This window comes from Pleomorphovibrio marinus (assembly GCF_003347495.1).
Taxonomy (GTDB): domain Bacteria; phylum Bacteroidota; class Bacteroidia; order Cytophagales; family Cyclobacteriaceae; genus Pleomorphovibrio; species Pleomorphovibrio marinus.
In genome coordinates, this window is record NZ_QCXY01000004.1 from 190487 (window position 1) to 210584 (window position 20098).

Genomic DNA, 20098 nt, shown 5'->3' on the forward strand with positions numbered 1-20098 from the left:
TCCATCTGGGTTATAAAGGTAAAACTTTATGTGAACATTTTGGGGCTGCTAATCCATATGGGGCAGATCCTCGGATTGTAAATGAAACAAAAAATATAATTTAAACATGGAAATAGGAATCATTGGATCCGGCAATATAGGGAGCACACTTGCCGGTTATTTGGCACAGTTCGGACATCAGGTCAACATTGCCAACTCACGAGGACCAGCATCATTAAAGGAAATTGCGCAGAAAACAGGTGCTGCTCCGGTGACGGCTCCAGAAGCCGCTGGCGCTAAAGATCTGGTCATTATCGCAATACCCGAAAAGGCAATTAGGAATCTGCCGATAAACCTGCTGTCTTCTTCTAGTGCCATTATAATAGATGCCGGTAATTACTATCCTTCCCGCGATGGGCAGATAGCAGACATCGAAAATGGATTAGCGGAAAGCGAATGGGTAGCTAAAGTAATTGGTCACCCGGTAATAAAGGCTTTTAATAATATCACTGCTCCAAGTTTAGCGTCCAAGGCAGTACCCGCAGGAAATCCGAATCGAATAGCTTTATCGGTTGCCGGTGATAATAAGCAAGAAAAGCAAATCGTGATGGATCTGATTGATAAGGTGGGTTTTGACGTCATCGATGGGGGTTTGCTCTCGGATTCATGGAGACAAGAACCCGGAGAACCGGCTTATTGTCAAGATTTGGATAAAGAAACGTTGAAAGCAGCCTTACAAAAAGCGGACATCCGTAAACGTGCGGAAAATCGCGCACAAGCAGATGAATTAGCCCGTCCTTATCTTTAGGGGGGAGAAAAAATTTACGGTTTGCCTATTAAAAAAAAAGCGGAGAGATCAAAAGCCTGAAAGTATTGTTATATTGGCTAAAGAAGATCAGATTATGGTAACAATAATTAAAAAAGGAACTCCTAAAGAGGAGATAAAAAAGCGGGTAAATGAAATTGTTTCAAAGTCTCCCAAGAGAGATATAATGAAATATGCAGGAAAGCTAAAAACTGATATTGATCCATTAGAATATCAAAAACAGATGAGAGATGAGTGGGAATAGACTTTGTGTAGATACTAATATCCTTCTCTATTTTTTAAAAGGTGACCAGGAAGTAATCGAAATGATTTCGGACAAGGAACTTGTGATTTCATTTATTACGGAACTTGAACTTCTTTCATTTCCTAAAATAACGCCAGATTCAGAAGACACTATCAAAGGATTACTAAATAATTGCCAGATAGTAGATATAAGACCGGAAATAAAAGAATTGACAATTGAGTTCAGGAGGAAATCAAAATTAAAGCTTCCCGATTCTATTGTAGCTGCTACTGCATTTTATTCGAAATTACCATTATTGACTGCGGACAGGCAATTCCGGAAGGTCAAAGAATTAGAATTAATAATGTATCAAATATAGGAGCACTGGCACCAATATTATTCTTTTGGTTATCATCAGTTAAATGCAGACCTGGTATTCGGCAAACATGTTCGGTCTCTGTAGCGTCTGCGATAGGCCTTTCAACAGCCGGTTGATTAATCCATTTAATATGGGAAAGTAATATATCGACAGGGATATTACTTTCCTTATGGAATATTCTGGCCAGGTCCAGGGTCAGTGGTTTTTTACCGCTTAAAATCATGGAAACATAACTTTTGCTCCCCACTTTGCCAATAAAATCTTTATTTTTTTATTCATCAATTTTCATAACATTCGTGCATTCGTGGCAACAAAAATTGAAGCACATTCCAAAAAACAGCCTTCCACGGGACGGGCTGTGCCACCTTTTTTGTAATCGACCGCCTCCCAACCCAACCCGGAACAAGAGCTGGAGAAGGGCAACGCTACGTTTTGGGGAAAAAATACAGGGAGGGTGAATTCGAACTTCATCAAACAATCACCTCGCATGCTGCCAGATGCCTCCAACTGTTACCGGGAGCATAACCATTTTATACAAATTGCCACAATGCTAAACAAAACAAAAAGTTATCATAATGGTAACTTTTTTGATTATATTTGCATCAAATACCATTGATTTGAAAATATTTTCGAGAGGAACATTACGAGATTTTTGGGAAAAACACGGTGACTGTGAATTGCAGCTTAAAACCTGGTACCGTGAAACCGAAAAATCGAGTTGGAAATCAATTAATGAACTTAAATCTGAATACCCAAATGCGAGTATTTTAAGAGATAATCGAATTGTATTCAACATCAAAGGCAACGACTATCGGTTGATTGTCAAATTTAACTTCGAATACCAACTTGCCTGGATTCGATTTATTGGAACACACGCTGAATACGATACCTGGCAGGCAGGCAGGAAATTAACGCAAACGAAATTTAAAATGGAAATAAAACCGATCAGAAACGAAGCTGACTACAAAAAAGCCCTTGAACGTTTGGAATTAATATTTGATGCTAAACGAGGAACCAAGGAAGGTGATGAACTTGAAATTTTATCCATTTTAATTGATAAATATGAAAGTGAAAACTTTCCAATCGATATGCCAGACCCAATATCGGCCATAAATTTCCGGATGGAACAAATGGGTCTGAAGCAAAAGGACTTAGTGGAAATGATAGGGTTTAAAAGTCGCGTGAGTGAAATAATGAACAAAAAGCGAAAACTGACTTTAGATATGATTCGAAAACTAAACGCCAGTTTAAAAATTCCCACTGAAGTTTTAATTCAGGATTATTAACAAGTTGAATGACAAATGCGTCCGGATGGATTACTTGGATACTATCAATTTGCAAATCAAGCAATTTAAAATCTTTAAGATTTGCTGTGACGAGATAATCGGCATTGGCCTCCATCGCCGCCGCCAGGACATGTCTATTGATTATTTAGGAGTGTTTTGGCCTTTCTTAGTCCATCGATAATTCCTTCGCGATCATCTCCGCTTGTTTCAATACGGTTTCTGTCGCCAGCTTTTGCATGTCCGGTGGATAACCGTATTGTCTTAATGTTCGCTTGATGATAACTTTCAGTTTTGCCCGGACACTTTCCTTAATCGTCCAGTCGATGGATGCGTTCTTCTTTACTCGCTCGGTCAATATTACAGCCAGTTCTCTCAGCTTGTCTTGCTGCATGAGTTGTTTGGCTGAATCATTGTTTGCTACTGCCGTGTAGAACGCATATTCAAAGTCAGTAAGGCCAAGCTTCTTGGCTTCACTGTCCATGTTTACGATTTCCTTACTGAGCTTAATGAGTTCGTCCATCACCTCGGCAGCGGTCAAAATTTTGTTATGGTATTTCTTGATGGAATTCTCCAACATCTCCTTGAGTGATCTACTTTTGACAAGGTTCTTCTTGGAACGGGCTTTTATCTCATCATTCAACAGCTTTTTCAAAACTTCCAAAGCAACATTCTTGTGTTCCATGCCTTTCAGGTCCAACAAGAATTCTTCGGATAGAATGGAAATGTCCGGTTTCTTGATTCCGGCGGCATCAAATACATCAATCACTTGTTCGGAAACCAGGGCCTGATCAATCACCTGCCGAATGGTAGATTCGATTTCTTCATCTGCTCTACCTGAACCTGTTCCGTCAAACTTCGCCAATCGTGCTTTCACTGCCTGAAAGAAGGACACTTCATCTTTTACATCCATGGCTTGCTCATGCGGAACGGCAATCGCAAAAGCTCTTGACAAAGCTGTCACTTCGTTGATGTAACGTTTCTTACCATCTTCCAATCCGAGAACGTGTTCTTCAGCTCCCAGGATCAGCGAAAGCTTTTGACCTGTTTCGGCCTGGAAATAGTCTTCGTAGGGGAAACCACCCCGTCCGCCTGAGGCGGACACCCCTCCACTGGAGGGGAATTCATTGAACATCTGCGAAACCACTTCTAATTTCTCCAACATCAACGCAACCGCCTGTTCCTGTGCAATGGTTGGGTCACCTTTTCCACCTGCATCTGAATAGAAGGAAAGTGCCTTTTTCAAATCGGATGCAATACCCAAATAATCGACAACCAATCCACCGGGTTTGTCCTTGTAAACCCGGTTCACCCTTGCAATGGCCTGCATCAGGTTATGGCCTTTCATGGGTTTGTCGATGTAAAGCGTGTGCATGCTTGGTGCATCAAACCCTGTCAGCCACATATCTCGCACGATGACCAATTTCAATTCATCATCCGGGTCTTTCATGCGGTCGGCAAAGGTTCTTCGCTGTTGTTTGGTGGTATGGTGTTTGGCGATTTTCGGACCATCCGAAGAGGATGATGTCATCACAACTTTTATCACGCCTTTGTCCAAATCGTCTGAATGCCATTCGGGTTTGTGTTTGATGATTTCGGCATACAAATCAGCGGCAATTCTTCTGGACATGGCCACAATCATTCCCTTGCCTTCAAATACTTCTTGGCGTTGACCAAAGTGCTGAATGATATCGTTGGCTACATTCTTAATTCGGTTTTCACTACCGATTAAGGCTTCCAACTGTGTCCATTTTGCTTTGGCTTTTTGGGTTTCGGTGAGTTCTTCTCCGTCCAGCTCATCATCCAGTTCCTCCACCAGCTTTTTGCCTTCTTCACTCAGGTTTACTTTGGCCAATCGACTTTCGTAGTAAATGCGAACAGTCGCGCCGTCTTCAACGGCCTGTGCAATGTCATACACATCAATGTAGTTCCCGAATACCGCAGGTGTGTTGACGTCTGTACTTTCAATGGGTGTACCTGTAAAACCAATGTAGGTGGCATTAGGCAAGGCATCACGCATGTACTTGGCAAATCCGTACACGGTTTTCTTCCCAATTACATTGCCCTGCTGGTCTTTATCATCAACGGTTTTGGCTTTGAAACCATATTGTGTTCGATGGGCTTCATCAGCAAGCACGACAATGTTTTCTCTTTCCGAAAGCGTTTCATAGATATTGCCTTCTTCGGGAGAGAACTTTTGAATGGTGGTAAAAATGACCCCACCGGAAGCTACTTTCAGTTTTTCCCTTAAATCATTCCTATTCTCGATCTGTTTGGGTTCTTGCCGCAATAACTGGGTGGATGAAGCAAAGGTATCAAAGAGCTGGTCGTCCAGATCGTTGCGGTCGGTGATGACTACAACGGTGGGATTGTCTAATGCCAATACGATTTTGCCTGTGAAGAACACCATGGAAAGGGATTTCCCACTTCCTTGCGTATGCCAAACCACGCCGCCTTTTCGGTCGCCTTTATGCTGTGATTTCACGCCAGGTAAACCATAACTTTCTGGCGATTCTTGAACATTCCCCTCCTCTGGAGGGGTGCCCGCAGGGCGGGGTGGTCCTTCCCCCTCTCCAAAAAATGGACCCGATAGTGCCGGGTGGTCAAAAAGCATGTCCATTACCTCATCCATCCGTTTCAACACATCGTTAACTGGAATATGGATAACGGTTAGCCCCAGCGACTCAAGAAAATCATCCCTTGCTGCGTCGTATGCTACTTTATCATCGTGACTGCTACCATCAATTTCGATGACCACGTTATAATTAGCGCAGTAGAAATCTACAATGTAATTGCCGATGATTTTTTGACGATCAAAATCCAAGCCTTTGAATTGGCGTTTTTTAACCCGGTTCCAAAATAATACTTCCGAGAGGTTGCCAGCTTGCCGGAGTTCTCGGGCTTTTTCTTTTAATTTGGGATTGTAGGGAAGCGAGAAGTAGTTTTTTGAAGCTCTTTTCACATTCTCATCGTCCGTTTTTGGCGGAACGAAGCCTTGGTTAGGATGGGAATAGACCACCCCGGTCTGCGACCACCCCTCCCTGGGAGGGGAATTGACCACCCCGTCATCTCCCTGCGGTCGATGCCACCCCTCCAAGGGAGGGGAATAGCCCGTGGCCCGCAAAGCTGATTCTACCGCTCGGTTAACAGCATAGTATTGATGGTAAGCTGCTAATTTCTTGACGGTGGATATAGTGGTTACGCCTGTTTTGGCATCTTTCCCGATTCCTTCGTCTCGGGATTTCGCTAAAGGCTCAACCTTTTTTGACTTTTCAAAAACAATGAAATGACGAACCAAATCGAGCAGGGTTTCCTTGTTTAGCATACCACTGATAAGCGTTTCCAATTGGCTCACCAGGTGCGATGCTTCTTCTTTGCCGTCTGCTGATTTCCAGGCCATAAAACGGCTCATGCCAGATGAAAGCGTTCCTGCTTTGGCTTCTAAACCATCTGAAATGACGGTGAATGCATTGTACATAAACAGGATTGGAATAACCGCCTTGTAGGTTTCTATTTGGCGGAATGCAGATTTGATGGTGGCGTTTTCATTGGCTGCATTTTTAAGTTCGAGGACCACCAAAGGAATACCGTTGACAAACAGTATCACATCCGGGCGTTTGTTGACGCCATCTTCCACCACCGTAAATTGGTTGGCAACAATAAAGTCGTTGTTTTCGGGAGTTTTGAAGTCTACCAACCAAACCAAATCACCTCTTTGCTGTCCGTCCTTCTGATAACTGACGTTTATGCCTTCTGTTAAAAAGCGATGGAAACTTTCATTATTGGTCAATAATTCAGGTGAGTGAATGCGCTGAATCTCTTTGAGGGCTTCTTCCTGTGCTGCAGGTGGGACGGCTGGGTTAATTCTCCCTACCGCTTCTGCCATGCGATGGGTGAGCAGTACTTCTTCATAAGAACTGCGGATATCTTGACCACCCCGTCCGCTTGAGGCGGACACCCCTCCATCGGAGGGGAATTCGGGGGCAATGCTAGGGGCATAGATGTATTCATAGCCCAAATGCTCCAGTAGATTTATGGCAAAATCTTCGATGCTATGTTCGGTTATTCTTGACACTATTCTGTTTTCGCATTGTTTTTGAAAATTCTTTCGACTAAGCCGACTGCCGCAGGTTTGTAGATACTTGGAATTCCAGTTGGCAAGGTGCCATCCTTCTCATACGCTTCTTCCTGCCCAATATTACGAAAGACATAGGTTGAATACTCTTTGTTGTTTTTTACATCATTCTCCTTGAGAATACTATAGATTTCAGGTTGCTTAATGGCTGGTACTTTCTTTTTTACTTCTTCAATCAATTGACTACCTGATAATGGATACTCCTTCAATCTATTTTCTTTGACTCTTTTAACGATTTCTACTTGGTCAACTGGTGAAACTTCACCGACAAGCTTTAAGGTTTTTGCTCCCTTTGTTTCTTTGAACTCACCTTCTTTAATCCATTGCATCCCTTTTATAAGCTCTTCATCTACCACTAAAATTTGAGAATCCTTTTTCTCAATGATTCCTTTTTCTGTGTCAAGAATTGCTGCGTTTGCAGGACCAGATTGACCGATTTTTTGAACCAAGTCCAACCATTGATTATTGGTTTGCTCAATGCGTTGGTTAATGATGGTTTCTAACTCTGTTGCTTGAATTTTCTGAGTTCTTCCGCCGTAGCGATAATAGATTTCTCCATTCTTCAATATCTGGTCCTTGCCTTCATCTTTTGCACAAATGATGGGCTTTATTCCTCCTTGATGCACATAAAAAGCACCAAATGAAAGTTCTTCAATTTTGAAAATGTCATGTTCCCATTCAATATCCCCCTTGAAAATATCAAGCAAGTGGCCTGTGACGATTTCTGGGTCAAGCTTATCAAACTGTTCGATGGCTTTTTCTGACAATCCAATCAATTCCCTTCTTGGTCTATCCTTTACACCAAATATTAGATAACCACCTTTGTTATTAGAAAATGCGGCAAAATCTCTGTAATAATCAGCCAGACCAGCTAAGTTGAAAGACTCCTTAAATTCAAGATATTGACTCTCCCGATGGTACAAATTGCCATCTGGCTTTAATTTTAAGAGGTCTTCGATTATATCCTGATTAAGTCTTTCAGTCATTTTTTATACAATTCTTACTTCACCACTCATCAACTTCGGCAGCAGCGTATCCCGCAGGGCGGTGAGGGTGCGGATTTGGGTTTGATTGGATTTGATCTTATCGAAATAGTCAATAACGTAATTTTCAAATTTCGATAGTGTCTCGTCATCTGGAATTATTGCTTCCATATCCTTTATCATTCCAGAATTGATAGATGTCACAATAGACGAAGTGCTTCCTAAAGTTTCATATGGATATGTTTTCAAATAGAAGTACAGGAACTCCTTTGAAAATGGAGTTTTCTCATTGAATTTGAAATGAGCAATTGCTTCATTTGATAACATGTGTTCTGTTGTGATGGCTACTCGCCCTAAAGTCATTTTAAAACTCAAGAGTACTGTGTCAGGGGGAATTATTGGAATATTAAATTTTTCAACTGCTTCTTCCGTCAAATACTCTGATGTGTCTAAAACGAATAACCCACTATCTCCCAAATCTTTTATTGAAACCCACTTAACATCAGTTATTAACTTTGAAAACCAGTGAAATTCCTTTCTTGGTGGGGTCCGCCCAATTCCAATATTAACTAGTTCTTTGAGTTTTTTATTCTCCCAACCCTCATCCGATTCCTCCACAAACCACTGCCGAAACAGCGTCTCCGCCATTTGCTCCAGAGTTTGGTTTTGGCGGTGCAGCAGGTCTATTTTGTCGTCTAAGCTGGAAAGAATCGCTAAAATTGATTTCTTCTCATCTTCAGATGGATCAAGAATCGGTAGATTTCGAAGAGCCCCCAAGGAGATGTAAGGTTGCGATGAACCACTCTTATTTACATCCAGAATCATTTTCCCCATTGGGGAGTTAAGAAAATAGTGTAACCAAAGGGCTTTTACTTTTGAACCAGCCTTGAATAATCCTACATTCTTAACAGCATAATCTATTTCAGAATTTCTTTCAACGTATGTGAAACCACAATACTCACCAATCATACTAATTATTACATCCCATTGTTCTACTTGACTTCTTTCATTAATCTTTATAAAGTCTGATTCATCAATTAGATATGCATTTTCAAAATCAATATTTCGACCCTTTATGTGTTTTGAAGTAACTAGAAATTTTCCTTCGGCCTTTCTTTTCGGTGAATCATGAGTTCCATCTGTAATTTTTAAACAATAATCAGTCGCAATAGTAAAATTCCAATTTTTTGGGATTGCACCAAATTCTGTTTCTTTCAACTCACTCATCAATTTTCACTTTTTGAAGGTTAGCAGCAATGCGTTCGTTGAGTTCGGCTTCCTCTTTGAGTTGGGCTTCAAATTCAGCTTTTAGGCTGGTAAAGCTTTCGGCAAAGTTAAAGTCATCTTCTTCCTCTGCCAGGCCAACATAGCGTCCTGGGGTGAGTACGTAATCCAGCTCGGCTACCCGCTCTTTGGTAACAGAAGCACAGAAGCCTTTTACATCTTCATAACCACCCCGTCCGCCTGAGGCGGACACCCCTCCTGAGGAGGGGAATTTGTTGCGCCAGTTGTGGTAGGTCCTGGTGATCAAGTCATTGTCGTCCTGTGACAATACCTTGGTTCTGCGGTTTATCAAATGCCCCAGATTGCGGGCATCAATAAAGAGAATTTCACCTGAACGATTTCTGTAATTCCCCTCCTGCGGAGGGGTGCCCGCCAGGGCGGGGTGGTCCCCTTTCTTATTACGGCTCATAAACCAAAGAGAAGCCGGAATTTGGGTGTTTAAGAACAACTTCGCGGGCAGGTTCACGATGCAGTCTATCAAATCGGCTTCCACCAGTTCTTTTCTAATGTCGCCTTCACCACCACTTTTGGAAGTCAAAGCACCTTTTGCTAATACGAAACCTGCTTGACCGTTGGGTGCCAGGTGGTACATGAAATGTTGTATCCAGGCGTAGTTTGCATTTCCTGTGGGGGGTGTGCCGTATTTCCAGCGGCCATCAGTACGCAGCAAATCACCACTCCAATCGCTTACGTTAAAGGGGGGATTGGCAATGATATAATCGGCTTTCAGGTCTTTGTGGGCATCATTCAAAAACGAGCCTTCGTTGTTCCACTTCACCTGCGAGCTGTCAATGCCCCGAATGGCGAGGTTCATTTTTGCCAGTCGCCAAGTGGTTTGGTTGCTTTCCTGTCCGTAAATGGAAATATCGTTGATTCGCCCTTGGTGACTGGTTACAAATTCTTCGGACTGCACAAACATTCCACCGGAGCCACAGCAAGGATCAAACACACGGCCTTTATAAGGTTCAAGCATTTCCACCAACAATTCCACTACACTTCTTGGCGTGTAGAACTGTCCGCCCTTTTTGCCTTCTGCCAGTGCAAATTCACCCAGGAAGTATTCGAAAACATGACCGAGCACATCAGCACTTCTCGCTTTGGCATCTCCCAGGGCAATGTTTCCTATCATATCAATCAATTCACCCAAACTGGTGGGATCCAAATTTTGACGTGCATAGACTTTCGGTAAAACGCCTTTCAGTGAAACGTTTTCCATTTCAATAAAATCCATCGCATCGTCCACCGATTTTCCAATGGTAGGTTGTTTTGCTTGAGAGAGCAAATAATTCCAACGGGCTTTTTCCGGCACGAAGAATACGTTCTCGGCTTTGTACTCGTCTTTGTCTTCCGGGTCCGCTCCTGCATATTCCCCTTCTCCGGCTTTGAGTCTGTCATAGAGTTCCTCAAATGCATCCGATATGTATTTGAGGAAAATGAGCCCGAGAACTACGTGTTTGTATTCCGCAGCGTCAATGTTCTTGCGAAGCTTGTCTGCGGATTTCCAGAGCGACGCTTCCAGTTGGCCTACTGGTTGTTTCGTCAGTGGATCCTTTGTTTTTTTTTCCATTTACTTAATTACTTTTCTTTGTCAGTTTTTAAAAATACTTATTCTGTCCGAGCAATGGCCAAAAAACAGGCTATTTAGCTTGCTGAGCGTAAGCCTTTAGCTTCCGAGCAAGTATAAATGTGCCTTGAATGGTGAATATAGGTCAAAAAGTTGAACGTTCCAACGGGAGAATGTTTCTTAGTTGATGGAGTCGTTAAACAAAGCAAAGCAAGTGGAAGGGTGGTTTGGAGTGATCAACGCACTGAAGAAAGCCATACTCCAATGCGGTGGAACTTTGTCAAACCTAAAAAGAAAAGGGTATGAATCGATGCTTTCCTATTACCTTAAAACACAATACCCAATCCAGTGAACCGCCGAGTAGGAGTCCCTTAGGCTCGTTGGTGTGAGGGGTGCTCCGCAGGCTTATGACCTGCGGCCATCCACTCGATTGGCATTACAAGGACATAAACAGCAATTAAGCCTAGAACTATCCATTCACTAGCAGCCCAGGAGGTTAGTTCTTTCCTTAAAACCCTAATGTCCAATAGATCATTTTCAATTCCGTTAGTTAAAAAGTCCCCGAAATCTTTAGGAAAGTAACTAGGAAACTCAACTGCTATATAAGGTATATCTTTTGTCATAAAAGTCCAACCTGTTTTCTCCCAATATCCTTTGGTGTAAAATGATTATCTTCAATTTGAAAGAATTGTAAATCACCATTCCCGTTCAGAGTCGACTGATTGTCGTTGCCAACAAAAACACTTTTTTTGTTTTTGTATACTGTACACTCCGAAGCACCAAGGAAATTCAGTTTATTATTGACACTTTCTGGTTTTACCGCCACATTTATTCCTTCTCCTGCAAGTCGCACACTGGGATAAAGGATTCCGTCAAAATTTGAACAAATTATTTCTGAATAAAGAGCTGAAATCATGTAATGTAAGTGATTTGGAATTTCTGTCTTAGCAAATTCATGGCCTAAATATTCACTGATTTCTAATGTTGCTACATTTAAATCCGGATGTTTCTCGGCAAAGTCTTCAAAATCCGCCTGTAGCTTTTTGGATAATTCAGTAGATCTTTCAAAATTTTTATGGTGAACAAGAGAAAGCAATTCAATATCTTCTGAAACTTCCCAAGAGCTAAAAGTAATGCCTTCTTCTCCTACGGTTTCGGTGCTTCTAACAAACTCACTAAGCTCAAATAAGATTGTTATTCTAGCTGTTTCTGGCTCAGTTTTACCCGCAAATTCTGGAACCATGGACCCATAGAACATGGTATGTTTTGGTGTACTTGCTCTTTGATAGGAATGATTAAATTCTTGGGGCTTGAATGAAAGCTGAGAAACGTTCTTAAACGATTCTTTTTCTGATAATCTTGCACGAATAATTCTCTTTCCTTTATGGAGTGTGGCGATAATTATTCCAAACTTGCCTAATCTCTTAAGCCTTTCATAGATGAAATCTCGTTTGTCGGTTGAGAAGTCAACTTTTTTCAATTCGTCAATTATATTTCTGTGGTTCATTTTAAATTAATGCCAACAGACTTCGGATAAGAAACTTAGGGCATTTCGGACCTGCGTACTTGTCCACCGAGATCAAACTCTGTTAAATGAAAGAATCTTTCGGTAAGCCTAATCTGTTCTATGTTTTCTTAGCCATTGTTGTGTTGAGTTTCATTTCTTTTAACTTTTTGTTCAGCTGTCTGAGTTCGTTCTCATCTATTCTAACACTAAATACCCTTTCAAATTCGGACAGTTGTTTTTTAAAGTTTGGTCCATTTTCAAAAAGCTTCCAAATGTCTGTGACTCCTCTAAATCTATTTACAATTCGTCTTTCCTTATACCAGCCAAATAGCTTTTTAGCACCCTTGCCAGCAACTTTTCCGACATTCAAATCTTCAATCATGTCAGATGCATCTCCCGCATCAATAGCTTTGTCAATAGATTTTTCATATCCCGACTCATCTGCAATTTCCCAGAATTGATATAGTAGCCTAGAGTCTTTTGAATACTTCTTATTAAAAACGTTCCAAAATTCATTGACTTCATCAATGGCATCAAGTTGTTCTTTAATGTTCTCTGCTTCATTGATGCGTTTTTCATAGTTGAATACTGAATTTCGGAGGTTGGCAAAGTCTTTGCGTAGTTGCAGCATATTTTCCGGTAAATCGTCAACGGATTTGCACTGAGAAAGGAGAATCGAAACTAAAGGAGGAATCCCTTGGTTCGTTTGTCCAAAATACTCTTCTAGCTTATTTTGTCTTTTTTGGAAGCTATCTGAAAGCCTAGAGATGATCTCTCTTCCTAATCCTCTAGTCTGAATATCTTTCAGTTGATACTCATAACTATAGTAAGGAAGCGTGGCTTGTACATTTGAGTGTTTGGTTACCTCGCAAAGCTTATTGTAGAATTTTTCAGGCGAATTATTGCTTTCGGTGGCAACATATCCATCTTCTACCCTACCAATATTTAAGTATTTGATTTCTTTGGGATCTTCATTTGTTGACGGGATAATCAAATACTTCCTCCGTGTAACATCAGTCGGTAAACCATTCTCAATGTAATGTTGAATCCGCTCCTGATAACTCGTTGGGTTTTTGGGGTCAAACTGACCCATACTGACGACTGTACCAATATCATTTCCAATTCCTCCTATGGCCATAAGGCATTTTGATTTCGAAAGTAACTCAAAAATCGGCCTGCCTTCTGGAAACATTGCCTTTGAAACGATCTGAAAATGTTTAGCTTCTTGGACAGAAATGTAAAAGTAGTCACTAAAGATGAATGATTCTAAAAAAGCGTTGAGCGAGTAAATGAATACAGCAGATGGCTTTCCATAGCCACCTATAACATAGTCAAGTTCATCAATCAGGTTGATACTTATGTAGGTCGAGTTATATTTTAATTTAATGTCGGTCATTCAAATTCAACACAACTACTGGCTAACCACAACCCTTGCGGTTTTTTCCCTTATGGCCTGATAAGGAATCCCCGTTAAATATAGGAAAATCATTATAACCTTCAACTAGTGTTTTCATTTTCATTGGCAGGAATGTTGCTAGGCGTTAGGTAAGATCAAGATCCCCTAATACGATCCTTTTTAACTTTGGGAGTGGGCCGTAAAAAAGTCCTGCCAGACAATTCCGACAGGACCAATTCCCTTAAAGATTATTGGTGTTTTTGCACGTTTTTTGCACCAAAATCTTGTAACTTGCTGATAATCAGCGTAATTGTGGGCCCACCTGGGCTCGAACCAGGGACTTTCTGATTATGAGTCAGATACTCTAACCAACTGAGTTATAGGCCCATTTTAATATTTCTTGGCATCTTCCCCCGACAGCCATCGGGATGAGCTTTAGGCCCAAAAATAAAACAAGTGGGAATTGAGGGATTCGAACCCCCGACCCTCTGCTTGTAAGGCAGATGCTCTGAACCAACTGAGCTAAATTCCCTTTGAATTCGGAATGCAAATGTAGGGTTAAAATTTAATTACGCAAAGTGACATAAGGATAAATATTGCACTACTCCAATTGCCCCTTCATTTTCAGGAAGAAAATCTTTTTGGAGTATGCAGCCCGGGACCTAGCTGACCCGAACTGAACCAATTAAGCCAATGGGCCTGTTATTCTCTAAACCCAAAAGAACCCCTAATATTTTAAAGGCACCTTGCTTTTGGGATGTCTATGTTTCATATTTGGTTTTAGTTTCACATTAATTGAGTTCATGAAAAAATTAAAAGGGATCAAGAATTTGATCTTTGATTTGGGCAATGTTATCTATGACATTGATTATAAGCGCACTTTTGACCTTCTAAACAGCCGGCTTCCAAAGGAGAAAGAAAACCTGCCTGCGGCCTTTATGGTTTCGACTCCACATTTTGAATTGGAAAAAGGGCTGATATCCCCTGCTGCTTTCCGGGAAGCCGCAAGGACGTTTTTCCAAGCCGAATGGGAAGATGAATTTATTGACAGGGTATGGAACGCACTGCTAGTAGATATTCCCCAAGAAAGACTGGATTTGCTCCAAAATTTGAAGCAGGATTATCGTATTTATATGTTGAGTAATACCAATGCCATCCACTTTGAGGTGGTAGAGAAGGTTTTTCGGGAGAAATTGCCCGAGGGCTTATGGCCAAAGCTGTTTGACGAACTTTTTCTTAGCCATGAAATAGGTCTCAGAAAGCCCGAAAGGGCCATATATGAGGAAGTTTTAAGTCGCATAGGAGGAAAACCGCAAGAATGCCTTTTTTTCGATGACTTGAGGGAAAACCTTGAGGGAGCCCAGGTAGTTGGTATTCAAACCCATCTCATCGATCACCCTAAAGGACTTATGAACTTCTTTGCGGATGTACAGTAACAAGGAGTATCTCAAGCACGGAGGCCTATTTTTGCTTACCCTCGTGGCCACCACACTGGCAGGGGGAGAATGGTTGTTTGGCAGAAGTATCCTATCCAGCGAACGACCCCTCACTTGGGAATTTTTCTTTAAATCCATGCACTTCTCCATTCCTTTTATTGGAATATTGCTGATCCATGAACTGGGTCACTTGCTGACTTCCATCCATCATAGGATAAAATCCTCCCTACCCATATTCATTCCAGCATGGTTGGGCTTTATAGGGGCGCCCTCCATAGGCACCTTCGGAGCCATTATCAAAATGAAAAGTCTGGTGAGTAGTAGGAAGAAATTTTTTGACATAGGGGTAGCCGGTCCCCTGGCGGGATTTGTGTTGGCCCTGGCCGTGCTTTTCTATGGCTTCACCAACCTTCCAGAGGCGGACTATATCTATGAGATCCATCCCGAATATGCGGATCCGGATTACGATGCGGACAACCACCCGGAGGAAGTACTTGACCTTCGGTTGGGGTACAACCTGCTTTTCTGGGCCATGGAAAAGACGCTAGCAGATCCCGAACGTATGCCAAACATGGCTGAAGTTATCCATTTCCCCTATTTGTTTGCGGGGTATTTGGCCTTGTTCTTCACAGCCCTGAACCTGCTTCCAATTGGGCAACTCGACGGGGGGCATGTGGTATTCGGGTTGTTTCCCAACTACCACAGGCAAATCTCACTGGGAGCCTATACGGCATTCCTGTTTTATGCGGGATTGGGAGTGGTGACGCCCTATGAAGACATCAACTATTTGCTGATAGCCTTGCCCATCTATGTGGTATTTATCTATATCTGCTATAGAAAATCGGGGCTGTCCAACGAAAACAAATGGTTGTTTGCGGTGGGACTGGTCGCCCTGCAATATAGCCTTGTAAGCCTGTCCCCAGATATCGAAGGATATAGGGGATGGCTGTTTTTCGCCTTCCTGGTGGGCAGGTTGCTGGGCATCAACCACCCGGAAGTGATGGATGGAAGACCCCTCTCCCAAAACCAAAAGATTCTGGCCATTATCGCCATAGCCGTCTTTATCCTTTGCTTTACCCCTCAACCTTTTATCATTAAGTAAAAGCACGTGTATACCATCTAGACATGCTATAGCATAAACATCCTGTGGCGAGATCTTATTGAAGAATAAGCGATTTGGAAATTTTGGATATGGAACTTCCTGTTTGCTGGATCAGAAGAAGTTGGTACACCCCTTTTGATAAATGACTCAGGTCGGCATCCAACAAATACGATCCTGCCTGTTGGTTCTCCCTTTTCAGCACCTTTACCAACCTTCCATGAGTGTCATACAAGTTCAGGCTCATAAACCCATCAGCCATTAGCTTATAGGACAATGAAACTTTTGAGTGGCTGGGGTTCGGAAAGGGTACTAAAACCAACAATTCCCCAATTTCACGAACTTCAGGATGCTTCGCATAAGTTACTTTGATCTTGTCCTTTGCTTCTACCACCACATGATTGACTACTTTCATATCTATAGTGGCATGGTCAAGATGGAGCAACAACTGTTCAGTATCAAGCCCTTCAATCTCCCAAAAAAGAGTAGCCTTTTCTACGTTACTATTGATGCTGAATTCCCATTCGCCTTCCTCATCTATAGGGATAAATTCGCGTGTCAGTGGCATTTCAAGTACATTTCTACCGGTAAATTGTACACTTGCATATTCCCCTAGGTAGGGAGGTTCGGGCAGATCATAGCTATCGAAACCAAAGGAGGCATCCTTGCGCATACCCAAACCGGAGATTTGGGAAATTATTCCATCGCTACCTTCTACTCGAAATCTCAACTGCCACCCATCGGCAGGCTGAACCGGGAGGATTCGGGGCTCCGGTATAGGTGCATGATTAAAAGGAATGTGTAGCACCTGGGCTTCAGAACTGTATAGGAGTGCCCCTTCGAAAGGCCGCAACGTATCTAGTTCACTGTATGCTCCATCAAACCCTAGTGGACTGGAAATGGGTTGGTGTTTTTGATTATGATCCAAGATGCTGGACCATGTTCGATCAAAAAGATAGGGGTTTCCCACCATGTTCCATCCTTTCTGAAGCTTGAGATGATAAGGTGTGTCTTGACGTACCTCAGGGACCTTACCCTTAAAGTTAAGCGTATTTGGTAACGCTGAAATTAACCAAAAGGAATTTCCTATCTGGATATCATCTCCTCCGTTGAATTCGATAAATTTATTGTCGGTTAGGCCAAACACTCTCCAAAGTGCAGGGTGAAAATCCTGAAAATCTAATCCCATGTGATCATCAATTTTGGGTGATGCCAACTCGAGGGGAACGCTAAGCAACCTGTAATCCTCCGCAGAAGTCCCGATGTGGGAAAGCTCAATCGATAAAGGCAGTGCATCACCGTATTTCCTATATGCGTAAAAGGGGTTGGAATCAAGTGTATTGCCCAATTCATCCACTGCACTGATGACGTATTCCACGCCCAATTCATCAAAAACTTCCGGGGCTAACCGATAGTCTATCTTTAAGGTGTCCGAAATAACTTCGACCAGGTTTTGACTTGCTTCCCAGCCCTCTTCATCCTCATACGATCTAATGGGCCTATACCTCACGTTCAGTTGAGTGATCGGGCTGTGGTCGGTGATGGTTAAGGGAATCTCAAGTCCAGTGCTTCCTACCTCCCACCAAGTGACTTGGGGCAATGGGCCAAGCTCCGGTGCCAGGTTATCTGCAAGCGTCGTAAATATAACAGGATCACTCACTACCCTACCCTTTTGATTTTCGGCAAAAGCGACCACCCAATAGTCTCGCCCTGGTTTAAGGCCATGAATCACAAACTCAACATTTTCTCCAGTGATTTCCTGCGATAAGAATTTGTTTTCAGGGATTAACACCTCTGCGTCGTAGAATTCAAAACCCTTGCTCAAGAGATGCGCCGAGTCATTATCATTAAGCGATGCGGAAACTTTCGCCTCCACCATTCCCAGTGATTCAATGGAAGGAAGTCCTATTTCCGGCAGTTCGAACGTTGGGGTCCAGGGAAATTGAACCTCTACAAAAGAGTCTGAGAACCCTGAAGCTAAACCGGTATGTTCTGCCCTTCCCCAAACGTACAGCGATCCATCCTGCTTTAAGGCTAGATTGGTTCCGTGATTTGCTGCTATTTCTGCCCAATCGCTGTCTTGTCCTACTTGTACGATCTGAAATTCGGGGCCATTGATTTCCTTGCCACTATCAAAAATGTTCCTTCCAGAAGCCCACAAGGTACCGTCTTTTTTGATGTATAAAGAGCCTTCTCCTCCGGCGGCTGCCTTTTCCCAATCATTGGTATCACTTAATAGGATTGGCTCCAACGTTCTTTGTTTGTCAGAAGGAAGCTGACCACTGTGATTAACTCCCCAACCCCATAGCTCCCCTTTATCATTGATAGCCAGCGTATGACCATGGCTGTTTATGGTATTAATATTTTCTCCTAGGCCCCAGGGTACCCACCAATACAATTGGTCTTGAACTTTATGAGGTGGATGTTCCCAGAACTGAACGTAACTATATGGATCATATATATAATAGCCCCCCATCCTACTTTTCAGGATAGTATATGCAGTTCCCACCACCATACTTTCCCATTGTTCTTCAAAAGGTAACTTTCTGAAGTTACTGTCCTGTCCTCCTGGAACGCTACCGATTTTATAAATGGAACCATCGTCTTTAAGAACCAGGAAATAATCCGCATTCCCCTGCACATCCACCCAATCTTTATCCTCCGAGAGAAGTACTTCGTCCAATTTGGTAATAAAGGGGTTGTTTTCCCAGTGTCGAAACAACCCCCACGCGTAAAGTGAACCATCCACTTTTATCCCTACTCCACCATTTCGGGAATAATGCAATTTTTCATATCCCTTTCTGAAGGTTTTATAAGGTACTCGAATTTCCGTACCATCCGGCACAAAACTACGTTCAGGATGCTGGCTTCCCCAAATCCATACTTCATCCTCACTATCCAAGGCATAGGCTCCGTTATATCCAGGGGAAGCGCCAATTTTTTTGAATGTTCTATCAGGTAGCAGTGGCTGCGGAAGATCATATTCGCCAGGATCTCCAACACCCAATATCCCTCCTAAATTGAGGCCTTTCGCAAAGACGCTGCCATCCTTGGTAATTCCTATGGTATTATTGATTCCGGTAAAATAGTATTGCCATTCATCCCCCACTTTAACCAACTCCCTATTCTCGATCTTCCAAAGCCCATTATCCTCATCTTGAAACATGCAGTCTCTTGAATGGCATTTTACGGAACTCCACTTTATCTCCGGCTTTAGCTGAGTCAGCCCACCACCATGTGGCAACCCGTTTATCTGTGGTGTGACGGACCAACACCAGAGACTTCCATCCTCTTTTAGCGCAGCACCTAAGCTATAGCTGACAGCAACCATTTTCCATCCTTTATCCGAGTGGATTTGTATGGGATCAGCACTGTTGGTGATAAATTGGGTATCATTAAAAAGATGTGTAATCGAGTGCCCTCCCCAGCCCCATAGGGATCCATCTTCTTTAATCCCAACACTGGCATCAAGGCCTATGCTTACCTGCTTCCATTTATCGTCTATATGGGCTGCTTGAGGCTGGGAAAAAGAAAAGTTTTCTTTAAGACCTAGTTGCAAATGGTCATTTCCACCCAGCACCCAAATGGTATTCTCTTCGCTTAAACAAATCAAACTCGAATTTCTCACACTCATGTCCCTTATCTTTTCGGGAAAAGGAAGTTGAACTGGCTTTGTGTTATGTTTTTCTTCACCCGCAAAGAACACATTCGGTATTTTGGCACCCCAAGTCCAGACTCTACCCTCCTTGTCTAAGGCTACACTAAACTCTTCTCCTGCATAGATTTCTTTTATTTCAAAATCAAGTTCAATTCTGACCGGTTTACTCCTTGAAATCATATCCCCGGTTCCCAGCTGACCGAAGTTATTGCTACCCCAACCCCAAAGCTCCCCTGTTTCTGATAGGTAAAAAGCATGTAAACTGAAGCTAACCTGTTGCCCAATTCCCTGAAACACCAGGCACATTGCAATCGCCAAAAATAGTAAGATTTTCATAGTCAACTAA

14 protein-coding genes, 2 tRNA genes and 1 pseudogene are annotated in these 20098 nt (G+C 42.4%); 7 read left to right on the plus strand and 10 right to left on the minus strand.

Annotated elements, in window-relative coordinates:
• Window positions 1–106 precede the first annotated feature (106 nt).
• The 5 genes and pseudogenes from DB520_RS12310 (at window position 107) to DB520_RS12340 (ending at window position 2693) form a co-directional block, all read left to right on the plus strand.
• Window positions 107–787: an NADPH-dependent F420 reductase gene (locus DB520_RS12310; RefSeq protein ID WP_114750026.1), complete on the plus strand. Its 681-nt coding sequence runs from the start codon at window positions 107–109 to the stop codon at window positions 785–787.
• Window positions 788–860: 73 nt separating this feature from the next.
• Window positions 861–1049, plus strand: coding sequence for a hypothetical protein (locus DB520_RS12315; protein WP_114750027.1), 189 nt, complete (start codon window positions 861–863; stop codon window positions 1047–1049).
• Window positions 1036–1407, plus strand: a complete 372-nt coding sequence (locus DB520_RS12320) for a type II toxin-antitoxin system VapC family toxin (RefSeq protein WP_114750028.1) — start codon at window positions 1036–1038, stop codon at window positions 1405–1407. The genes DB520_RS12315 and DB520_RS12320 overlap by 14 nt, the downstream gene beginning before the upstream one ends.
• Window positions 1408–2024: 617 nt before the next feature.
• Window positions 2025–2294, plus strand: a pseudogene (locus tag DB520_RS12335) (type II toxin-antitoxin system HigB family toxin); the annotation flags it as partial.
• A 42-nt stretch (window positions 2295–2336) separates the two neighbouring features.
• Window positions 2337–2693: a helix-turn-helix domain-containing protein gene (locus DB520_RS12340; RefSeq protein ID WP_114750290.1), complete on the plus strand. Its 357-nt coding sequence runs from the start codon at window positions 2337–2339 to the stop codon at window positions 2691–2693.
• A gap of 166 nt (window positions 2694–2859) precedes the next feature.
• Here DB520_RS12340 and DB520_RS27260 read toward each other — a convergent pair whose 3' ends face one another.
• From DB520_RS27260 to DB520_RS12385, 9 genes are all read right to left on the minus strand, one after another.
• A complete protein-coding gene (locus DB520_RS27260) occupies window positions 2860–6765 on the minus strand; it encodes a type I restriction endonuclease subunit R (RefSeq protein ID WP_114750031.1) in 3906 nt (1301 codons plus the stop codon).
• Window positions 6765–7811, minus strand: coding sequence for an ATP-binding protein (locus DB520_RS12350; RefSeq protein ID WP_114750032.1), 1047 nt, complete (start codon window positions 7809–7811; stop codon window positions 6765–6767). Before DB520_RS12350 ends, DB520_RS27260 begins: the two co-directional genes overlap by 1 nt.
• Before the next feature lie 3 nt (window positions 7812–7814).
• A complete protein-coding gene (locus tag DB520_RS12355) occupies window positions 7815–9035 on the minus strand; it encodes a restriction endonuclease subunit S (protein ID WP_114750033.1) in 1221 nt (406 codons plus the stop codon).
• A complete protein-coding gene (locus tag DB520_RS12360) occupies window positions 9028–10659 on the minus strand; it encodes a type I restriction-modification system subunit M (RefSeq protein ID WP_114750034.1) in 1632 nt (543 codons plus the stop codon). The genes DB520_RS12355 and DB520_RS12360 overlap by 8 nt, the downstream gene beginning before the upstream one ends.
• Before the next feature lie 368 nt (window positions 10660–11027).
• A complete protein-coding gene (locus tag DB520_RS12365; protein ID WP_114750035.1) occupies window positions 11028–11279 on the minus strand; it encodes a hypothetical protein in 252 nt (83 codons plus the stop codon).
• Complete coding sequence (locus tag DB520_RS12370) at window positions 11276–12163, minus strand: RES family NAD+ phosphorylase (RefSeq protein ID WP_114750036.1); 888 nt, start codon at window positions 12161–12163, stop codon at window positions 11276–11278. The genes DB520_RS12365 and DB520_RS12370 overlap by 4 nt, the downstream gene beginning before the upstream one ends.
• A 118-nt stretch (window positions 12164–12281) precedes the next feature.
• Window positions 12282–13559 carry a hypothetical protein gene (locus DB520_RS12375; protein ID WP_114750037.1) on the minus strand — a complete coding sequence of 426 codons (1278 nt, stop codon included), beginning with the start codon at window positions 13557–13559 and terminating at the stop codon, window positions 12282–12284.
• A 313-nt stretch (window positions 13560–13872) separates the two neighbouring features.
• Window positions 13873–13946: transfer RNA gene (locus DB520_RS12380), tRNA-Ile, on the minus strand.
• Window positions 13947–14016: 70 nt separating this feature from the next.
• Window positions 14017–14091 (minus strand) — tRNA-Val (locus tag DB520_RS12385).
• Window positions 14092–14362: 271 nt separating this feature from the next.
• On the opposite strand from DB520_RS12385, the gene DB520_RS12390 reads away from it, so the two are divergent.
• A complete protein-coding gene (locus DB520_RS12390; protein ID WP_114750038.1) occupies window positions 14363–14995 on the plus strand; it encodes an HAD family hydrolase in 633 nt (210 codons plus the stop codon).
• Window positions 14985–16097 (plus strand): site-2 protease family protein, encoded by a 1113-nt coding sequence (locus DB520_RS12395; protein ID WP_114750039.1) that lies wholly within the window; start codon window positions 14985–14987, stop codon window positions 16095–16097. Before DB520_RS12390 ends, DB520_RS12395 begins: the two co-directional genes overlap by 11 nt.
• Window positions 16098–16152: 55 nt before the next feature.
• Here DB520_RS12395 and DB520_RS12400 read toward each other — a convergent pair whose 3' ends face one another.
• On the minus strand, window positions 16153–20088 hold the full coding sequence (locus DB520_RS12400; protein ID WP_114750040.1) for a T9SS type A sorting domain-containing protein: 3936 nt from the start codon (window positions 20086–20088) through the stop codon (window positions 16153–16155).
• Window positions 20089–20098: the final 10 nt, after the last annotated feature.